Annotated in this window: 14 protein-coding genes, 1 pseudogene and 1 riboswitch; of the genes and pseudogenes, 6 read left to right on the plus strand and 9 right to left on the minus strand. The window is 62.2% G+C overall.

Annotated features, from left to right (window positions below; translation table 11 throughout):
• Positions 1–152: 152 nt before the first annotated feature.
• Both PAN31117_RS00520 and PAN31117_RS00525 read right to left on the minus strand, forming a co-directional pair.
• Positions 153–1,310: a porin gene (locus PAN31117_RS00520; protein WP_150736484.1), complete on the minus strand. Its 1,158-nt coding sequence runs from the start codon at positions 1,308–1,310 to the stop codon at positions 153–155.
• A gap of 262 nt (positions 1,311–1,572) precedes the next feature.
• Complete coding sequence (locus PAN31117_RS00525) at positions 1,573–2,091, minus strand: transglycosylase SLT domain-containing protein (RefSeq protein ID WP_246188856.1); 519 nt, start codon at positions 2,089–2,091, stop codon at positions 1,573–1,575.
• Positions 2,092–2,425: 334 nt separating this feature from the next.
• Here PAN31117_RS00525 and PAN31117_RS00530 point away from each other — a divergent pair, with 334 nt between their 5' ends.
• Positions 2,426–3,523, plus strand: a complete 1,098-nt coding sequence (locus PAN31117_RS00530) for a saccharopine dehydrogenase family protein (protein ID WP_150736485.1) — start codon at positions 2,426–2,428, stop codon at positions 3,521–3,523.
• A gap of 164 nt (positions 3,524–3,687) precedes the next feature.
• On the opposite strand, the gene PAN31117_RS00535 is transcribed toward PAN31117_RS00530, so the two are convergent.
• From PAN31117_RS00535 to PAN31117_RS00550, 4 genes are all read right to left on the minus strand, one after another.
• Positions 3,688–4,761 (minus strand): porin, encoded by a 1,074-nt coding sequence (locus tag PAN31117_RS00535; RefSeq protein ID WP_039395010.1) that lies wholly within the window; start codon positions 4,759–4,761, stop codon positions 3,688–3,690.
• A 90-nt stretch (positions 4,762–4,851) separates the two neighbouring features.
• Complete coding sequence (locus PAN31117_RS00540; RefSeq protein ID WP_150663991.1) at positions 4,852–5,922, minus strand: ABC transporter ATP-binding protein; 1,071 nt, start codon at positions 5,920–5,922, stop codon at positions 4,852–4,854.
• Positions 5,915–7,678 carry an ABC transporter permease gene (locus tag PAN31117_RS00545; RefSeq protein WP_150736486.1) on the minus strand — a complete coding sequence of 588 codons (1,764 nt, stop codon included), beginning with the start codon at positions 7,676–7,678 and terminating at the stop codon, positions 5,915–5,917. Before PAN31117_RS00545 ends, PAN31117_RS00540 begins: the two co-directional genes overlap by 8 nt.
• 163 nt (positions 7,679–7,841) lie before the next feature.
• Positions 7,842–8,942, minus strand: coding sequence for an ABC transporter substrate-binding protein (locus tag PAN31117_RS00550; RefSeq protein ID WP_150736899.1), 1,101 nt, complete (start codon positions 8,940–8,942; stop codon positions 7,842–7,844).
• 159 nt (positions 8,943–9,101) lie between these two features.
• Here PAN31117_RS00550 and PAN31117_RS00555 point away from each other — a divergent pair, with 159 nt between their 5' ends.
• The 4 genes and pseudogenes from PAN31117_RS00555 to PAN31117_RS00570 all read left to right on the plus strand — a co-directional run bounded on the left by PAN31117_RS00555 (position 9,102) and on the right by PAN31117_RS00570 (position 14,242).
• Entirely contained in the window at positions 9,102–9,800 is a 699-nt protein-coding gene (locus PAN31117_RS00555; protein ID WP_039395022.1) for a response regulator, read from the plus strand.
• Positions 9,801–9,821: 21 nt separating this feature from the next.
• Positions 9,822–11,252 (plus strand): sensor histidine kinase, encoded by a 1,431-nt coding sequence (locus PAN31117_RS00560; RefSeq protein WP_150736487.1) that lies wholly within the window; start codon positions 9,822–9,824, stop codon positions 11,250–11,252.
• Between the two features lie 142 nt (positions 11,253–11,394).
• A pseudogene (locus PAN31117_RS00565) lies at positions 11,395–12,552 on the plus strand (cysteine desulfurase family protein); the annotation flags it as partial.
• Positions 12,553–12,772: 220 nt separating this feature from the next.
• Positions 12,773–14,242 carry a catalase gene (locus PAN31117_RS00570; RefSeq protein WP_150736489.1) on the plus strand — a complete coding sequence of 490 codons (1,470 nt, stop codon included), beginning with the start codon at positions 12,773–12,775 and terminating at the stop codon, positions 14,240–14,242.
• 40 nt (positions 14,243–14,282) lie between these two features.
• Here PAN31117_RS00570 and PAN31117_RS00575 read toward each other — a convergent pair whose 3' ends face one another.
• Complete coding sequence (locus tag PAN31117_RS00575; RefSeq protein WP_150736490.1) at positions 14,283–14,675, minus strand: hypothetical protein; 393 nt, start codon at positions 14,673–14,675, stop codon at positions 14,283–14,285.
• A gap of 211 nt (positions 14,676–14,886) precedes the next feature.
• Positions 14,887–15,447: a hypothetical protein gene (locus PAN31117_RS00580; RefSeq protein ID WP_150736491.1), complete on the minus strand. Its 561-nt coding sequence runs from the start codon at positions 15,445–15,447 to the stop codon at positions 14,887–14,889.
• Positions 15,448–15,601: 154 nt separating this feature from the next.
• A riboswitch (Fluoride riboswitch) is annotated at positions 15,602–15,680 on the plus strand.
• A gap of 146 nt (positions 15,681–15,826) precedes the next feature.
• On the opposite strand from PAN31117_RS00580, the gene PAN31117_RS00585 reads away from it, so the two are divergent.
• Positions 15,827–17,170 (plus strand): voltage-gated chloride channel family protein, encoded by a 1,344-nt coding sequence (locus PAN31117_RS00585; protein WP_150736492.1) that lies wholly within the window; start codon positions 15,827–15,829, stop codon positions 17,168–17,170.
• On the opposite strand, the gene PAN31117_RS00590 is transcribed toward PAN31117_RS00585, so the two are convergent.
• Positions 17,167–18,108 carry a DUF72 domain-containing protein gene (locus PAN31117_RS00590; RefSeq protein WP_150736493.1) on the minus strand — a complete coding sequence of 314 codons (942 nt, stop codon included), beginning with the start codon at positions 18,106–18,108 and terminating at the stop codon, positions 17,167–17,169. The genes PAN31117_RS00585 and PAN31117_RS00590 overlap by 4 nt on opposite strands.
• Between the last annotated feature and the right edge of the window lie 37 nt (positions 18,109–18,145).

Raw genomic sequence — 18,145 nt, forward strand, 5'->3', positions numbered from 1 at the left:
TGTACAGTATTGAGTGTACTCAAACTTGCGCAAGATGCAAGCTGGAATCGTGTTCGTCCCCTGACACAAACAAAAAAGGGAGTCCCTTTCGGGACTCCCTCAACTACTGGAGCACTCAAATCAACGACTAAACATCTCGCGAAGCGTTTAGCTTAGAACTTGTGGCGCAGGCCCGAGATCACAGCCGTTTGGGTCTTCGTGCTCGACGCACCGCCAGCACCGCTGATCGATGCGGCCGAGGCGTCGCCAGCTGCCTTTTGATAGATACCGACCAGGTACACGTCAGTACGCTTCGAGAGCAGATAGTCCACTGCGGCGTTGACCTGGTGGTACTTCGGGCTCAGGTTGGCGAGCGTGGCGCTACGCGTGCTTGCGTCCGTGTACGTGTACGACAGGCCCAGCAGCAGCGACGGCGTCAGGTTGTACGTGCCGTTCAGTTCGTAGTTCGACACGCGTGCGCCCGTGCCGCCAACGTACTTCAGTTGCGTGTTGCTGTAGACGAAGCCAACGTTAGCCGGACCGAACTTGTAGCTGCCGCCCGTGGCGAACACGCGCTGCTTGTCCACACCGACCGTTGCCGTGCCGACCTTGGCCGAGTAGAAGTCGCCGCTGTAGTCGCCAGCCACCGCACCGCCGGTGTTCGCGCCGTTCGGCGTGCCGACTTCCAGGTAACCGATACCGAACTTGAACGGACCGTTGGCGTAGCTCGCACCCAGGCTCCATGCGCGGTTGTTCGCGAAGCCGCTGCCAGCCGTGCTGCTGCTCGCCTGGTTCGAGAAGCCATACAAGCCGCCGAACGAGAACCCGGCGTAGTTGGCGCTCGTGTACTTGATCGAGTTGTTGATACGGAACGAGTTGTACAGGTTGTCAACGTCGCCGACGTGAGCGCCGAGCTTCGTTGCAAACTGTTTGGCCGACGTCAGGCCGCTTACGAAGTCCACCACGGAGTCGTACTGACGACCGATGGTCACGCTACCGAACGTCTTGTTCGACAGACCGACGAATGCCTGACGGCCGAATTCACGGCTGCCCTGACCCAGTGCACCGTTCGTGATGTTGAAGCCGTTCTCCAGGGTGAAGATGGCCGACGTGCCGCCGCCCAGATCTTCCGAACCCTTCAGGCCCCAGCGGTTACCCGATTGCAGGCCGTCGGCCGTGGTGAAGTTCTTGCTGCCGCCAACGTTGCTCACGTAGGCCAGACCGCCATCGAGAACGCCATACAGCGAAACGTTGCTTTGCGCATGTGCAGCACCTGCTGCAGCGGCTGCGATCACGCCAGCCAGTGCGGCGGCCAGTTGCGTCTTTTTCATCGGTCGAATCCTCTATCGAAAACTTATTAATCAATTCGAACCCTTCGCCTGTGGACGGGCGCCCCGTGGGTTCGGGCCGAACTATATCGAACGACGCCGCAATTACATAGGTGTATTAACGAAATGACGAACCCGATGTCTGCTCGATGCAACGCATCGCGGCATATCCCTGCGAATGACCTCAAATTCATTTTCATGACACATGAATGCCGTAAAAAGGAATCCGCGAGAGGTCCAACGTGCAGACCGCTTGCGCTGAACGTCACCGCAGCGTCATCCGCCTTTCACGCTCGGCCACCAGCACCGCATAGCGCTTGCGAACCTTGTCGGCGTAGCGCTGGCGCAGCGTGGCACGTGCCTCACCGCCGCCGGCGTTATACGCGCCCACGGCTTCCCATCCATACCCATACTGACGCACGAAGCCTGCGAGAATCCACGCGCCAGTCACGATCGACGCACAGGCGTCTTCACGCAATCGACGCTCGGTCATACCGTAGCGGGAGAGTGTCGGCAGGTGGGTGCTGTTGATCTGCATCAGCCCGATATCGTGCGTGCCGTTACGGTTGACGTTGCTGGCGTTCACGTCGAGATTCGATTCGACTTGTGCGATGGCGTACAACAGCAGCGGATCGAGACGATAGCGATCGGCGGCGAGGTCCCAACAGTCGGCCCGCGCCGGTGTCGACACGAGCGCAACGAGGACAGCGGCTGCGGCGCAGGTACGAAGAAGACGAAGAAGACGAAGGGGGCGAAGGAGAGGGGAGATCCGAGTGGATGACAAATCTAGACTCCTGACAGTGCCACGATCGCGCGGGTGGCCGAGATTATCGATAAGTGCTTGCCGCCTCGGCTTTCAGAACGTGCTCATACGTGTGCGAGTCGTGCGCCGATTTGCAGACTCACGGTGCGGCTGTTGGCTCAACGTGTCAGTTGTGGCGTGGCGCTCTTGCGATGACGATATGAGTTGAAATGCACGACATATCGTCACCAACAATGTATTTATTGACGAATTAACGCTACATTTCATCCGAGGCTCTCCCTAGAATTGAGGCATACCGCGTCGCGCAGAAAACCGTGACGACGCGTCGACCGACGTTCCTGAATTGGGGGAAAACATGAAGAAGATCGCCTTGCTGGGTGCGGGACACATCGGCCAGACCATCGCGCGGTTATTGCATGACAGCGGCGATTACCGGGTGACGGTATTCGACCGGAACGCGCAGTCCTATGAAGCTGTGCGCGAGTACGCACACGCGTTTGTCGAACTCACCGGCAACGACACCGGCTCGTTGCAACGGGCCGTTTCCGGCTTCGATGCCGTGGTCAACGCCTTGCCATACACGATGGCCACGAGCGCGGCAACCGCCGCCGTAGCAGCGGGCTGTCACTACTTCGATCTGACTGAGGACGTGGCGGCCACGCACGCAATTGCGCAACTGGCCGAAGGCGCATCGACAGCGCTGATGCCGCAATGCGGACTCGCACCGGGCTTCATCGCGATTGCGGCCCATCACCTCGCGGCGGCGTTCGACCGCGTCGACTCGGTGAAGATGCGCGTGGGTGCGCTGCCAGCCTTTCCGACCAACTCACTGAAGTACAACCTGACGTGGAGCGTCGACGGGCTGATCAACGAGTACTGCCAGCCGTGCGAGGCGATTCGTGATGGCGCGCGCCTGAGTGTGCAGCCGCTGGAAGACCTCGAACACTTCTCGCTCGATGGTGTGGAATACGAGGCCTTCAATACCTCGGGCGGTCTCGGCACGTTATGCGAAACGCTGGCGGGGCGCGTGCGCGATCTCGACTACAAGTCGGTGCGCTATCCGGGGCACGGTGCGTTGATGAAGGTGCTGCTGAACGAGCTTCGTCTGAAGGACGATCAGGAAACGATCAAGACGATTCTCAAGCGCGCAATTCCGAGCACTTTGCAGGATGTGGTGCTCATCTTTGTCGTAGTGAACGGACTGCGTCGCAGCGTACTCACGCAGGAAGTGTTCGCGCGCAAGATCTTCGCGGAACGCAACAACGGTCACAGCGCGAGCGCCATCCAGATCACGACGGCGTCGGCCATTTGCGCCGCCGTCGACATGTTCTTCGCGAAGCAACTCCCGCAGCACGGTTTCGTGCGTCAGGAACAGATTGCGTTGCCGGATTTTCTGGCGAATCGCTTCGGTCAGGTCTACGCGCATTCCACTCGCATCGAATCGCTTTCCTGACGTCGCTAATGTTGCCGATGTCGCCAAGCGACGAAAAAACACGACGGCCCGGCAAGCGGTGCGCCCCGCTATCGGCGGGCCGTCGTTGAGGAAACGCATTGGCTGACGCGAATGCGAAGAGGTTTAAAGCGGTTTGAAGCGATGTGAAACGTCGTTACGACGTTTTAGAAGCGATGCTGAATGCCCGCCGTCACGCCGACCTGTGTATCGGCTGCGCCCGTCAGGTCGCGCGAAAGACTGACCTTCTGGCCGTGCTTCGCGAAGGCATAGCCGCCGGACAGATACAGCGCCGTGCGCTTGGACATTGCATATTGCGCGCGCAGGGAGATGAGCGTCGGATCGGCGTCGCTCGCGTCCTTGATGTCCTGATGGTAGATCGCGCCGTACAGCGTGAACGCCGGCGTGAAGTCGTACGACGCGCCCAGCCAGTACATGTCGCTGCGCAGCGACGCGGTGCCTGCAGTCACGAACGTCTTCTTGTAGTTGCGATACCCGGCCATCACCTTGGCTCCGCCAAAGCGATAGCTTGCGCCGGCGTGAATCCCCTGAATGTAGTCCGTCGTGTCGGCAGGCGTTACGCTGTTGCCCGCGCCGTTTTGACGGTCGTATGTTGCGACGACGGCGAACGGGCCGTTCTCGTAGCCGATGGCGAAGTCGTACTTCGACGACGTCTTCATGCTGTCGGCCACGTTGCCGAAGCCATACATCGCGCCGAGTTTCAGACCGTTGAACTCGCCGTCGTAGCGCACGGCGTTAGCCGAGCGGGAGAACAGACCGTCTTTGCGTCCGCCGGTGGCCGTCGCGCTGGTCGCCCACGAGTAGTTCGGCGCATAGCCCATCGGGTCGAACTGGAGCATGTAGTCGTACGTCGTGGTGAAGGTGCGGCCTAGCGTGAACTGGCCCCACTTCTTGTGCGACAGTCCGACGGTGGCGCGGCGGTCGAAGATCGCGCCGGGGCCATCGTCGAACTGGCCGTTCACGACGTTGATGCCGCTCTCGAGGTTGAACACGGCCTTGAGATCGCCGCCGAGATCTTCCGTGCCCTTGAAGCCGAAGCGCGACGTGTTCTTGCCGCCTGAGACTGCACGCATTGCACCGCCGTTATCGGCGGCGTGATTCACATACTCGACACCGGCGTCGACGATCCCGTAAATCGTCACGTTCGATTGGGCGTGCGCCTGAGCGGCCAGTGCGCCCACAGCGATCAGCGCAGCGCGCGCCATACTGCTTCGTTTCATTGTTGTCTCCTCTCTTCTCTTTCTCGTGGTGTTGCGCGGGAGAGCGCCCGCGCGTCGCATGAAAAGCGTGTCAGCGTGGCTACCTCTCCCTTAGCCGTTCGATTGCGCAAACGCCCAGCAGTCGTTCGCGGGGAATTCCACCCAGTGATTGCCGGGTTCGCGCGGGACGTGGCCGAATGCGCGGAAGCGCAACGCACCGCAGTGGAACAGGTACTCCCAGCGGTCGCCGAGATACATTGACGTGACGAGCTGGGCGTTCACGCGGTTGTGGCCCGGGCCGTCGGCAACCTGCACGCGCTCCAGACGGATGACGGCCTGTGCGTCCTGTCCCGGGGCGAGCGTGTCGCGTGCGCGCGCTTGCAGTGCGAAGCCGTCGCCCGCGAGCGTGACGAGATCGCCGTCGACGGCGCTGACCGTCGCGTCGATGCGGTTATTGCTCCCCATGAATTCCGCCGTGTAGAGCGAGCGCGGCGAACCGTAGAGTTCCGCCGGTGTGCCTTCCTGCTCGATGCGACCGTTGCGCAGCAGCAAAATGCGATCCGACATCGCCATGGCTTCGGTCTGATCGTGCGTGACGCACAGAGCCGACAATCCCAGCGACACGATCAGCTCGCGCAGCCACGCACGAGCTTCCTCGCGCAGCTTGGCGTCGAGGTTCGAGAGCGGTTCGTCGAGCAGAATGACGGGTGGGTTGTAGACGAGCGCACGCGCAATGGCGACACGTTGCTGCTGACCGCCCGAGAGCTGGAACGGAAAGCGTTCGGCGAGATGACCGAGCCCCAACTGATCGAGGGCGTTCTGCACTCGCTCGCGACGCTGCGCCGCCCCCACTTTGCGCAGCTTCAGCCCGTAGCCGACGTTGTCCGCCACGGTGCGGTGCGGCCACAGTGCGTACGACTGAAACACCAGACCGAGCGAGCGTTGCTCGACCGGACAATCGACGCCTTTGGCGCCGTCGAAGAAGACCTGATCGTCGAGCGCGATGCGGCCTTGCGACGGTTGTTCGAGACCGGCCACGGCGCGCAGCAAGGTGGTCTTGCCGCTGCCCGAAGCGCCCAGCAGACACACGACTTCACCGGCCTTGAGTTCGAACGACACACCTTTGAGGATGGGGTTGGCGCCGTAGCTCAGAAAGAGATTGTCGACGATGAGCTTATCCATGCAATTTGACTCCGAAGCGCAACGCCACGCCCAGACCGGCGCCGACCATCGCGATGTTGATGACAGAGAGCGCGGCGACCTGATCGACCGCGCCGGTCGCCCACAGCGACACGAGCAGCGAGCCGATGACTTCCGTGCCCGGCGAGAGCAGGTAGACGGCCGTCGAGTATTCGCGCTCGAAGATCATGAAAATGAGCAGCCACGCGGCGAGCAGACCGAAGCGCACCAGCGGCAGCGTGACGTCGAGGCTCACGCGGCTGCGCGTGCCGCCGACACTGCGCCCGGCTTCTTCCAGCTCGGGGCCGACTTGCAGTAGCGCGCTCTGGATGAGGCGCATGCCGTAGGCGAGCCACACCACCGTGTAAGCCACCCAGATGCTCCACATCGAGTTCTTCAGTTCGCGCAGTCCCGGTACGAACAGGAAGATCCAGAGGAATGCAAGACCCGCGAGCAGGCCAGGCACGGCACGTGGCAGCAGCACGAGGTAGTCGAGCAGCTTCGCGGCCCAGTCGTTGCGGCGATGACCGGCAAAGGCGACGAGCGAGTAGAAGCCCACGGCCAGCGCGCCGCCGATCACGCCGATACCCAGCGTGTTGACGATGGCGCGCACGAGGTTGTCCTGCTCGAACAGCTCGGTGAAGTTCGCGAGCGTGAGCACCTCGCCGAGCGCGACGCCTTCGCCCCAGTGTGTGACGAACGAGCGCAGCACGATGCCGGAGATCGGCACGAACACCGTCACGATCAGCCACACCGCTACGATCGCCAGCGCGACCCAGCGCCAGATGCCCAGCGGCAACACGGTCTGACGCCCCGCCTTGCCCTTGACCGTCACGAACCTGTTCGCGCGCTTGAGCAGGTGACGTTGCAACAGCACCAGCGGGAAGGTGATCGCCACGATGCACATCGCCACGGCTGCCATCAGGTGATACGACGGCACGCCGAGCTTGTTGGTCAGCTTGTAGAGGTAGGTGGCGAGCACCAGATGGCCCTCGGGATCGCCGAGCACCAGCGGTAGACCGAAGACTTCGAAACCGAGGAAGAACACGAGCACGCCCGCAAACAGCAGCGCAGGCATGGTCATCGGCAGGCTCACGTCGAGCGCCACACGGAACGGGCGGGCACCGGCCACGCGGGCGGCTTCTTCGACGTCGGAGCCGAGATTACGCAGCGCGGCCGACGAGTACAGGTAGACGTGTGGCACATGCGTGAGGCCCACGATCACGGTGATCGCGAAGATCGAGTAGACCGACCAGGGGGCGTCGAGGCCCGTCAGTTCGCGGAACCAGACCGAGTAGAAACCGACGGGACCGGCCGCCACCACGTAACCGAACGCGAGCACCATCGGCGAGACGAACACCGGCGTGAGCAGCAGCGGTTCGAGCCAGCGGCGACCGGGCAGATCGGTGCGCACCATCAGGAAGGCGAGAATGCCGCCGAACGGGATCGAGATGAACAGCATCCCGAACGCAATGATGAAAGAGTTCTTCACGGCCGACCAGAAGTCGGGATCGGTGAAGATGAAGCGGTAGCCGTCGATGCCGAATGTGCGGCTGGCGTCGAAGAACGGTGCGGAGAGCAGGCTCTGCAATACGATAAACGATAGGGGCAGCAACACCGCAATCGTGAGCACGGCAATGACGAGCCAGCGCGAAGTGGCCGCAAGCGCGCGCCAGGGGGGCGCTACGTGAGGGGCGGCACCCGCTGGCGGACGGCCGACAGGGGCCGCTGCGCGGTTGGCAGTAGAGGACGACAGCATGAGGGTCTCCCTGCACCCCGCAGGGCGCATATCGAGAAAGGCTTGGGGAGAGGCGGGCCGCGCGTTACGTCGTCAGGAGACGAAGTGAGGGCGCGGCCGCCGGACTTGAGGCCTGGGGCTTAGAAAAACTGAGGGCGGATGCGGCGGCTTCGGTCGGTGCGCATCAACGCTTGATCGACTGCTGCCAGCGCTTGAGGAATTCAAGACGCTTCGACTGATCCAGATAGACGAGCAGACCCGCGCCGATGGGGATCGGTTTGAGCGCCGCACCGAGCTGCTGCGTGAGGTTCGCCATCGAGGTTTCGCCGTCGACGTCCGCACGGATCGAGAACAGGTTGGCCTGGTTGGCGAGCAGCGTCTGACCACGCTTGGAGAGCAGATAGTCGACCCACAGCTTGGCGGCGTTCGGGTTCTTCGATTGCTTCGAGATCGTCACGAGACGGCTTACGACCTGCGTGTAGTCGCGCGGATAGACGTAGCCGATGGACGGATCCTTCTTCGCCTTGGCGAACGCGTATGAGCCGAGAATGTTGTAGCCGATCAGGTTTTCACCCGACGAGATGCGCTCCATCATCGCGCCCGTGCTCGATTGCAACTTGGGGTTTAGCGCGCCCATTGCGCCAACGAGTTCCCACGTCACTTCCGGGTTCACGCGCGCATCCTGCGTCAGATAGTTGAAGCCCACGCCCGACTTTTCGATGTCGTAGGTCGTGACCTTGCCCTTGAACTTGGCCGCATTCGTCTGCAGCAGCTTGATCAGCTCCATACGCGTTTGCGGCACTTCGCCTGCAGGCAACAGGCGCTTGTTGTAGACGATGGCGAGCGGCTCATACGTCGTGCCGTAGGCCTGCTTTTGGTACTGCGCCCATTGCGGAATGTGGGCGGCTTCGGGCGATTCATAGCTCGCCATCGTGCCATCGTTCACGAGCTTGACCTGGAGGTCCATCGCGGAGCTCCAGAGCACGTCGGCGCTGGTGCTGTGCGCGGCGTATTCGCTGATGTAGCGGTTGTACAACTCCGTGCTGTTCATGTCGTTGTACTCGACCTTGATGCCGTACATCGACTCGAAGTCCTTGATGAGCGGGCGCACCAGCGCGGTGTCCGTCACCGAATAGACGATCAGCTTGCCTTCCTTTTTTGCGGCGTCGATGGTGGCCTGATAGCTCGCCGGATAGCCGGACGGCACCTGAGCGTGGGCGGCCGGGAGCGCTGCCGTGAAGAGCGCTGCACCGAGCGTCGTCGTCGCGAGCAGGGCGCGGGGCATTGTCGTTTGCTTCATGTCATCCTCCGGAAGACCCCTTGCAAGGGGTTTGTCGTTTTCGCGTGGCGCATGTTAAGTTGCCGAAACTTTCAATTCGCTTTCGATTTCGTGTCGAATCCGGCCCGAGCCCCGATTTTCGGGTCATGGATTTCCCTAGTTCTCATGCGCATCCTGCTTGTCGAAGACAATCCGAGTCTGGCCAAATCGCTCTCCGAAGCGCTGACGCAGGCGAACTTCGCCGTCGATTGCATGCACGACGGCGAAGCAGCCGATCACGTGCTGCGCACGCAGGAATATTCGCTCGTGATTCTCGATCTCGGGCTGCCGCGACTGGACGGGCTTGAGATCCTGCGCCGACTGCGCGCGCGCCGTAACCGGGTGCCTGTGCTGATCCTCACCGCACACGGCTCGCTCGAAGACCGCGTGAAGGGCCTCAATCTCGGGGCCGACGATTATCTTTCAAAACCGTTCGAACTCGATGAGCTGGAAGCGCGTGCGCGCGCGCTGATCCGTCGATCTCAACATCACGAAAGTGCGGATGTGACGTGTGGGCCGCTCGTGTTCGACGGTGTGGAGCGCAGTTTCCGTCTGGATGGCGAGCTGCTTGCGCTGACCAAGCGTGAGCGCGCCGTACTGGAAGTGCTGATCTTGCGCGGCGGACGTGCCATCAACAAAGAAGCGCTGTCGGAGAAGCTTTTCGGTATCGACGAGTCCGTGAATCCGGACGCCATCGAGATCTACGTCTACCGCCTGCGCAAGAAACTCGAAGGCAGCCGCGTGGCGATCGTCACGTTGCGCGGGCTGGGGTATCTGCTTGAAGAGAAGGCGGATCTCGCGCCGCCCGCACCTTCCGTCGACTGACATCGGACGTTTCGTCACCTCATGCCGCAACCGAATCTTCGCCGTCAACTGGCGCTCTGGCTGCTGTTCCCGTTGCTGGGACTGCTCGCGCTCGACACCTGGCTGACGTATCAGCGCGCGATGAGTGCGGCCAACTCCGCGTTCGATCGCTCGCTGGAGTTCTCGATCAAGTCGATTCGCGAAGGCACGCAACTGATCGACGGCGAGGTACAGGTCAATCTGCCGTATCTCGCGCTGGAGATGTTCGAATCGGATCGTGGCGGCAAGATCTACTACGTGATTCGTGAGGGCGGCGACGGCGTGCAGGGCGGCGACAACGACGGCCGCGCTGTGACCGGCTATCACGACCTGCCGTTACCGCCCGCACGTCTCGCGCCGGAGCCCTATCACACGGCCTTCTACGACGCGACGTATCGCGGTGAGACGCTGCGCATGGGGGCCCTTCAGTTGCCGGTCCACGACGTGCCGAACGCGAAGACGCGCGTCGTGTGGATCGTCGTCGGCGAGACGACCGAGGCGCGCCACGAGCTTGCCCGCCAGATTCTGACCGGGGCGCTTCAGCAGGAAGTGCTGCTGGTGGTGCTGGCGCTCGCGATCGTGTGGCTCGGTGTGACGCGCGGCCTGCGTCCACTCAACCGGCTCTCGGCCAAGGTCGCCGCGCGTGGGGAGGACGACACGACGCCGCTCGAGAACGTCGATCTGCCGACCGAGGTCAAGCCGCTCGTCGAGTCCATCAACCAGTACGTGGGACGGGTGGGGCGCATGCAGGCGTCGCGTCAGCGCTTCTTTGCGGACGCCGCCCATCAGTTGAAGACGCCGCTGGCGATCATCCAGGCGGAGTCCGAGCTGACGCTGCGCGAATCGTTGAGCGCACAGGCGCGTGAGCGCGTCGAGCGCCTCAATCAGGCAGTGAAGCAGGCGGCGAAGAGTGTGCGGCAGTTGCTCTCGCTGTCGCGTCTGGAGGCGGAGGACGGCCCGCCGGTGGCGATGGTGCCGACCCGGCTCGATGAGGCGGCGCGCAGCGTGACGCTCGACTGGTCGCCGGTGGCTCGCTCGCGCGGGATCGATCTCGGCTTCGAGAACGACGGCGCCGTGACGGTACTGGCGCAACGTGAGTTGCTTGCTGAGATGTGCGGCAACCTGATCGACAACGCCATTCGCTATGCGGGGGACGGCGCGATGATCACCGTGCGCACGCGGCGCGACGGGCCGATGCTTCAAGTCGTCGACAACGGGCCCGGGATCCCTGCGCACGAGCGCGACGCCGTGTTCGAACGCTTCTATCGACGCGAGTCCGCAGCGCTCACCCAATCCACCGCCGACGGCTCCGGTCTCGGGCTGGCCATCGTCAAGGAAATCGCGCGTAAACATCACGCCGTCGTGACGCTTGGAGAAGCCCCGGGGGGCGGTCTGGAAGTCACCGTCCGGTTCCCTGCAAATGAGGTTGCCTAACCGGTGGTGGATGAAATTTCCCCGATATGTCATTTAATGGGAAGGATATTCCATGTAACTGCATAACGAAGGGTAATTCTGCAAGCCTTTTCCTCGTTCCCGCGCGTACGATCGATGCACTCTTTTTTGGCGGGGGCCGATCATGCGCGAGAACGAAACACTTCACTACTTCGATTACGCTGCGACAACGCCGGCGGACGTCGCTGTCATCGCGGCGATGGCCGACTGTCTGAGCATCGACGGCGTTTTCGGTAATCCGGCGTCCAGTTCGCATTCCGCGGGTGTGAGCGCTCGCCGTCTCGTGGAACGCTCGCGTTCGCAGGTCGCGTCGCTGATCGGCGCGGATGCGGCCGAGATCATCTGGACGTCCGGCGCGACCGAATCGAACAATCTCGCGCTCAAGGGCTATGCCGAGTTGGGGCAGGCGCGTCCGCATCTGATCACCAGCGTGCTGGAGCACAAGGCGATTCTCGATACGATGGCGTATCTGGAAAAGCGCGGTGTGCCCGTCACCTATGTGAAGCCCTCGGCGACCGGCGAGATCACGGCCGACATTGTGGCGGCGGCGCTGCGTCCGGATACGGGGCTGGTGTCGGTCATGCTCGTGAACAACGAACTGGGGACGCTGACCGACGTCGCGGCCATCGCGAAGGTCGTGCATGCCGCAGGCGCGCTGCTGCACGTGGACGCCGCGCAGGCGCTCGGCAAGACCCCCATCGACGTGAAGGCCATGGGCATCGACATGCTGTCGATGTCGGCTCACAAGGTTTATGGCCCGAAGGGCATCGGTGCCCTGTATGTGAGCAAAGACGCGATGTCGCGCATCGCGCCGCAGATGCACGGTGGTGGCCACGAGCGCGGCCTGCGCTCGGGCACGCTGGCCACGCATCAGATCGTTGGCATGGGCACGGCGTGCGAGTTGGCGATGCAGAACATGACGGTCGACACCAATCGTATCGAAGCGCTGAGCCGTCGTTTGCTCGACGGAGTGCGGGTGCTCGATGGCGTGGTGCACAACGCTGCGAACGCCCGTCGCATTCCCCATACGCTCAGCCTGACGATCCGTCACTCCGGTTTCTTCACGTTCATGCTCAACGGCAATCTCGCGGTGTCGTCGACCTCGGCGTGCAATTCGGCCTCGGGGCAACCATCGCACGTGCTGAGCGCTATCGGGCTGGACAGCGAAGCGGCGAGCCGAACCGTGCGTCTGAGTCTCGGGCGGTTTACTTCTGAGGCGTCCGTCGATTTTGCGATCGCGTGCTTCGAGCGCGTGGTTTGCCAGTGCCGCGCGCTGGCGGCGTAATACCTCTGGGGGCATTGCGGTCAGCGCCGTCCGTGCCCTGCGCGCGTCTCGAGCGAGTAGAATCCCGCCCATTCGAGCCAGTGGGCCACGTCACGTAGCCGATACTCCGGTCGTCGGGAGTGCATTTCGCAGTCTTGTATTATGCTTTGAACCACTTGCGATATTGCTGACTCCTATTCTCTCCCTCTCCCCACCCACCTTCATGTCGGAGGTATGTATGAGCAAAGAGAAAGACCGTCTGGACACCGGCTCGACGACCGGCGCCGGTGCACCGGCGGCAAGCGACCGAAACACGCTTTCGGTCGGAGCGGATGGACCGCTTCTGTTGCACGACGTTCATTTCCTTGAGCAGATGGCGCACTTCAATCGGGAGAAGGTCCCCGAGCGCCAGCCGCACGCCAAGGGCGCAGGTGCCTTCGGTATTTTCGAAACGACAGAAGACGTGAGTCGTTACACCAAGGCGTCGCTGTTCAAGAAGGGCGCGAAGGTCGACATGCTGGCGCGCTTCTCCACCGTCGCGGGCGAAGCCGGTAGTCCCGATACCTGGCGCGACGTACGCGGTTTCTCCCTCAAGTTCTATACCGACGAAGGCAATTACGACCTCGTTGGTAACAACACCCCGGTCTTCTTTGTCCGCGACCCGATGAAGTTCCCGCACTTCATTCGCAGCCAGAAGCGTCTGCCCGACTCGGGCCTGCGCGACAACCACATGCAGTGGGATTTCTGGACGAACAATCCGGAGTCCGCACATCAGGTGACCTATCTGATGGGCGACCGTGGTCTGCCGCGCACCTGGCGTCACATGAACGGATATGGTTCGCATACCTACATGTGGGTCAACGCCAGCGGCGAGAAATTCTGGGTCAAGTACCACTTCCACACGCAGCAGGGCATGGCGTTCTTCTCCAACGCGGAAGCCGCGACCATGTCCGGTCAGGACGCCGACTTCCACCGGCGCGATCTGTTCGAGGCCATTGCGCGTGGCGACAACCCGAGCTGGATCCTGTCGGTGCAGGTCATGCCGTACGCGGACGCGAAGCAGTACCGCTTCAATCCGTTCGATCTGACGAAGACGTGGTCGCACAAGGACTATCCGCTGATCAAGGTGGGCAAGATGACGCTCAACCGCAATCCGGAGAACTTCTTCGCGCAAATCGAGCAAGCGGCATTCTCGCCGGGCAATACCGTGCCGGGCATCGGTCTTTCGCCGGACAAGATGCTGCTCGGTCGTGCATTCGCCTATAACGATGCGCAGCGCAATCGCATCGGCACCAACTTCCACCAACTGCCGGTGAACCGCCCGAAGGTGCCGGTGCAGACGTATATGTTCGACGGTCACATGGCTTACGAACATAGCGGCAATGCCCCGGTGTATGTGCCCAACAGCGGTGGACGTCCGTATGCCGATCAGACCGGTGCGGCCGAAGACGGCTGGGAATCCGACGGTGCCATGGTCCGCAGTGCCTACACGCTGCACAAAGACGATGACGACTTCTCGCAGCCGGGCGACCTCGTGCGTAACGTGTTCGACGAAGCGGCCCGCACGCGTCTTGTCGAAACCGTCTCCGGCGCCCTGCTCGGCGGTGTTCGTAGCCCGGTACTGGAGCGCGCGTTCGACTACTGGAAGCAGGTCGACGCGGATGTCGGTGCGCGCATCGAGAAGGCGGTGAAGGCTGGGAAGAAGTAAGAGCGAGTAAGCGAGTGGATTAGCGCGCGACGTCGGCGCACTAATCCCAACGACGCATTTGCGGCGGGCGACGATGCTCGGCAAAGTGCCCGCCGTTTTCATTCGTGAAAGGTTTGGCGTCCAGCGTCGTGATGCCCGCCAGAATTCGGCGTGCGGTCGGCGTATCTCGCAGTCGTTCGCGCATCGTGTCGTCGAGGTTGCCGATAATCTCTGCCGCACAGGTGCCGCTTTCTCGCATGGCTCGTTCCGGGTCATAACTTCCCATCAGACTCAGATACTCGGTGGCCCGGTTGCCAAAGACCGCTCCAAATATCTCCTGCGTTTCGAAGAGCATGATGAAGACGGTCGGGGCGGCGATGACGACCTCAAATTGTTCCTCCGCCGCGTTAAGTGTCAGCACGTCTCGAACGCGATCCTCCTGATCGTCAAACACGTTCGGGTGCGTCGAATGAACATTGTGAATCACGAGCGTTTGAAGCTGTCGTCGATAAATGATGTCCCGTGCCGTCGAAGGGACGTCGCTCAACGAACTTGGGCAGTAAAAGCGTGACGATTCGACAAGCGCTTCGGGCATCCACGCCTGAAGAAAGGCAATCGCGTCGTTGGTCGGGCAGATGATGCTACGAGTTTCCATGTGCGTCTCCTTAGTCTGCACAGCTCACGCAATGCGCGCCTTCTTCCATGCATGCGCGGTATTTGCGTTTGAATCCCTGCGCGAAATCCCGCTGGCTTATGCAATATTCGATATCGTCACCGGTCCAGCAGAGAATTGTTGCCGGTTTGATGGAGTTGACGAGTGCCTGGGCCGTGTCCGTATAACTCCCGCTGGCGAACAAGCAACCGATCAGCGGGGACGGGCGACGCATCAGATGTGCCAGGAGGGTCGCGATGGGGCCTTTGCAGACGGGTCTTTTCGCTCGTGATGCCTGCTTTGAGTAATCCTTGCACTCCACAATGGCCGCCACACCTCCGGAATAGATCATTCCGTCAACCTGCTCGATGACGTTCTTATCTTGATGGACCACCCTGTAAGGCCATCTGACCTTCGCCCCACTCAACTCGAATCCCTTGATCACCAGATACTCCAGCGCTTTTCCCGGATCCCATCCGGGCGTTGAACACTGCTGGACGTCCCGCCACAATTCGCCGACTTCCTCCCACCCATAATCCTTGACTCGTTCCACATATTCCCTGTCCGCCACCATGCTGTCCTCCGTGAATCTGAAGCCGATTCTAGAGGTGAGGGCCGGGGAAAAGCGGCAAGCGGTCGATTTATCGGAATCCGCCGATCGCGTTCGGCATTTCGTCCCAAAAAATGTCACTTATTGTGAGTGCGCCCGGTTCCTGATAGCATCACCACTGCTGCACGGAGATGGCATTCCTCCGGCGTTCGTTTCGCAAACCGCCCTGCAACGGGGCTGATGATGCCTGCAAGATCCTGGCGTGCCGGGAGGTTGCGGGCTATGCAAACGGGCGTTTCTTTCGATTCTCTCGTTTTACTCAAGTCACATCCCGCAGACTGTTCCCCTTCGCGTTCAGGCCATGTGTCGACGACGTTGTTCGTCCCTGATTGAACCTGTGAAGATGTTCCGCGACTCCCCTTTGTGGTCCTCCCTGCGCGATCTGTTGGGTGTATTGCCGCGCGCCGCGCATGCGAGTGCGCTTGCAGCACTCGTCGGCGTGATGGCGGGCAGCGCATCGGCGCTGTTCCTTGTCGTGCTGGATCTCGCGACGAATACGCGTCTCGCCCACCCCTGGCTGCTCTGGCTGCTGCCGGTCGCCGGTTGCGCGGTCGGCTGGCTGTATCTGCGGCTCGGCGCGAGCGTCGAAGCAGGCAACAACCTGCTGATCGACGAGATTCACGATCCGCAGCGGGTCGTGCCGTTGCGCATGGCCCCCCTCGTGCTGTTCGGCACGGTTGTGACGCACCTCTTCGGTGGTTCCGCTGGACGCGAAGGCACGGCCGTGCAAATGGGCGGCGCGCTTGCCGATCAGTTGACGCACGTCTTCCGTTTGTCGGGAGAGCAACGCCGTGTACTGCTGATGTCGGGGATTGCCGCAGGGTTCGCGTCGGTGTTCGGTACACCTCTCGCGGGAGCGGTGTTCGGTCTCGAAGTGCTCGCCATCGGCCGATTGCGTTACGACGCCTTGCTCCCGTGCCTCGTGGCTGCCCTCGTGGGCGACGCGGTGACCCGCGCGTGGGGCGTGCACCACACCGTCTACACGATTGCGCCGACGGCGTTCGCGCCGTCGATCACGCTCGCAGGTGCCTTCAGTGCCGCTGCGGCCGGTGTGCTTTGCGGACTGGTCGGTATGGTGTTTGCACAGACGACGCATGCCACGTCTGCTTTCATGAAGCGGCGTATTGCTTACGCGCCGCTGCGTCCCTTCGCGGGCGGTGTGCTGGTGGCCGTGGCGGCCACGATGCTCGGGACGCCGCAGTACCTCGGCCTCGGTATTCCGACCATCGTCGACGCCTTTCATACGTCGCTGCCGTGGTATGACTTTCTCGGCAAGACGATCTTCACGGTGATCACGCTCGGAACTGGATTCAAGGGGGGGGAGGTGACGCCGCTGTTCTACATCGGCGCGACGATGGGCAATGCGTTGTCCCATGTGCTGATGCTGCCAGCGGCAGTGCTCGCAGGCATCGGCTTCGTCGCGGTATTCGCTGGGGCGGCGAATACGCCCATTGCGTCGACGTTGATGGCGATCGAGATTTTCGGTCCGCAGATCGGAGGCTACGCAGCTATCGCTTGCGTGCTTGCATATCTGTGTTCCGGGCACACGGGCATCTATCGTGCACAGCGTGTGGGCCACAGCAAACATGGTGAAGTGCCCGAAGGCACGAGGCTTGCGGATCTCCCGGCGTGGCGCAAGACACTCAGGCCGAACCCACCGTCGTCCGACAACGCCCGTCGTCCTTAAGCGCGCAGACGGGCCAGATCGGCGAGGGCACGTTGAAATGCGGACGCGTTTTTCATCCCTTGATCTTCGTGATTTGTGTTGAAGAGCACATGGGTGTCGTCGGCGAGCGCGGCGATCCGTTCGACGCGCGCCGAAATATCGATCAGTTCACTCGCGCTGTACTCGTAGACGAAGCGGCCCGACGACGCCGTGATGCCGCGACGGTTCCACGCGGCTGCATTGCGCCCGTGCAGACGCACGACGCACAGGTCGTCGCGCGTCGTGGCCCACACGGCGGGCACGGTGTTGTCGAACCCGGACGGACTGTCGACGATGGTGTGCGCCGCGCCCGTCTCGCGCAGCATGGCGAGCGTGGCCGCCTCGCGCGATGGCGTATCGAACCAGCTACGGTGGCGAAATTCGATGGCGTGGCGCTCCCCGTCCAGGCGTCGCGCCGTCTCGAAGACGAGGGCACGTCCGGCGCGGTCGTTCTGCACCCTTGGCGAGAACTGGAAGTGGATCGCCGTCAGTTGCCCGCTTTGGCGCAACGGCTCGACGGCTTCGAGATAACGTCGCCACAACTCGTCGCGCAACTCGGCAGGAATGTCGGTGGCGGCAATATGTGCGCTGTCCGGCGATGCGCGGTGGTGCTGAGCTTCATGTGACGGTAACGCCTGCGCGATATCGGGCGGCAACGCGGCGAGGGGCATGTTATGCCCGGTGAAGGCGCGGAACGCCTTGATGTGAAAGCGAAAGGCGCTGGGAGTGCGTTGCGTCCATCGCCAGGCAACGTCGGCGTCGGGCAACCGGTAATAACTGCTGTCGACCTCGACGAGCTCAAACTTGGACGCGTAGTGGCGCAGGCGCGCGGCCGGTGTATCGACGCTCGGCGGGTAGAACCGGCCGCATGCGATGAGCGTGGGGTCGGTCCAGGACGACGTGCCGGTGCGGATTGTCATAAGGGCCTAGGCGGGTGATGGGCTGTCGACGCGGGTG

The organism is Pandoraea anapnoica (genome assembly GCF_902459765.1).
GTDB lineage: Bacteria > Pseudomonadota > Gammaproteobacteria > Burkholderiales > Burkholderiaceae > Pandoraea > Pandoraea anapnoica.

Coding starts and splice junctions, on each gene's coding strand:
- PAN31117_RS00585 (WP_150736492.1), top strand. CDS start 15,827: ATGTTCCGCGACTCCCCTTTGTGGTCCTCCCTGCGCGATCTGTTGGGT.
- PAN31117_RS00520 (WP_150736484.1), bottom strand. CDS start 1,310: ATGAAAAAGACGCAACTGGCCGCCGCACTGGCTGGCGTGATCGCAGCC.
- PAN31117_RS00540 (WP_150663991.1), bottom strand. CDS start 5,922: ATGGATAAGCTCATCGTCGACAATCTCTTTCTGAGCTACGGCGCCAAC.
- PAN31117_RS00555 (WP_039395022.1), top strand. CDS start 9,102: ATGCGCATCCTGCTTGTCGAAGACAATCCGAGTCTGGCCAAATCGCTC.
- PAN31117_RS00535 (WP_039395010.1), bottom strand. CDS start 4,761: ATGAAACGAAGCAGTATGGCGCGCGCTGCGCTGATCGCTGTGGGCGCA.
- PAN31117_RS00560 (WP_150736487.1), top strand. CDS start 9,822: ATGCCGCAACCGAATCTTCGCCGTCAACTGGCGCTCTGGCTGCTGTTC.
- PAN31117_RS00545 (WP_150736486.1), bottom strand. CDS start 7,678: ATGCTGTCGTCCTCTACTGCCAACCGCGCAGCGGCCCCTGTCGGCCGT.
- PAN31117_RS00590 (WP_150736493.1), bottom strand. CDS start 18,108: ATGACAATCCGCACCGGCACGTCGTCCTGGACCGACCCCACGCTCATC.
- PAN31117_RS00570 (WP_150736489.1), top strand. CDS start 12,773: ATGAGCAAAGAGAAAGACCGTCTGGACACCGGCTCGACGACCGGCGCC.
- PAN31117_RS00550 (WP_150736899.1), bottom strand. CDS start 8,942: ATGCCCCGCGCCCTGCTCGCGACGACGACGCTCGGTGCAGCGCTCTTC.
- PAN31117_RS00580 (WP_150736491.1), bottom strand. CDS start 15,447: ATGGTGGCGGACAGGGAATATGTGGAACGAGTCAAGGATTATGGGTGG.
- PAN31117_RS00530 (WP_150736485.1), top strand. CDS start 2,426: ATGAAGAAGATCGCCTTGCTGGGTGCGGGACACATCGGCCAGACCATC.